This is a genomic window from Sulfitobacter sp. HI0129, assembly GCF_001635395.1.
Lineage (GTDB): Bacteria > Pseudomonadota > Alphaproteobacteria > Rhodobacterales > Rhodobacteraceae > Sulfitobacter.
Genome location: NZ_LWGH01001047.1, coordinates 1 through 781, shown reverse-complemented (window position 1 = coordinate 781; position 781 = coordinate 1). Strand labels below are relative to the sequence as shown.

Sequence of the window (781 nt, the reverse complement as noted above, 5' to 3'; positions counted from 1 at the left end):
ATAGGTGAAATCGCTGACCCACAGCATGTNNTGCGCCGGCCGCGCTTCCCCCCATCAGCTTCTGTTGCCCATAGAGCAGGACAATGGCCGCGAGCGGCAGCAGCGCGAAGGCCGGGTGCAGGCCGGTCAGGAAGAAGCTGGCCACCCCGATTGCGATCAGGACCAGCCGCATCACCACCGACACCCGCCGCGCCAGATACCCGACGAGCCCAGCCGAGATCAGGAAGACCGAAGCCACGCCGCCGATGATGGCCGCGCCGATCTCGACCAGGGTTCCTTGCAGAAGGAAGGCAGGGTTCAGGACGAAGGCGAAGGGGATGATATAGGCCACCACCGCGAGCTTCAGGGCCTCGAGCGCCGTTTTCATCGGAGCGGAGCGCGCAATCGACGAGGCCACGAAGACCGACAGGCAGACCGGCGGCGTCAGGAAGGACAGCGTGCCGAAGTAGAAGATGAACATATGCGCGCCCATCTTGTTGATGCCGAGCTGTTCGAAGGCCGGGCCGATCAGGATCACGAGGATGATATAGGTCGCCGTCACCGGCACCCCCATCCCGAGGATGATGCAGCCGATGGCCGAGAAGATCAGGAGCAGCCAGATGCTGCCGCCCGAGGCCGCGATGAGGTTCTGCGACAGGCTCGACCCAAGGCCGGTCAGGCCGAGGCAGCCCACGACGATCCCGGCAATGGCGCACATGATCGCGATGAACACCGTGGCTTCGCCCGCTTCCACGAAGGTGCGGACATAGGCGCGCGCCGGGCGGCGCATGCTGGGCAGGAC

Annotated in this window: 1 protein-coding gene; it reads right to left on the bottom strand. The window is 65.2% G+C overall.

Features of this window, described 5'->3' with window-relative positions; translation table 11 throughout:
* A partial coding sequence (locus tag A3764_RS22440; RefSeq protein WP_443069409.1) for a TRAP transporter large permease subunit occupies positions 1-697 on the bottom strand: 697 nt, incomplete at its 3' end.
* Between the last annotated feature and the right edge of the window lie 84 nt (positions 698-781).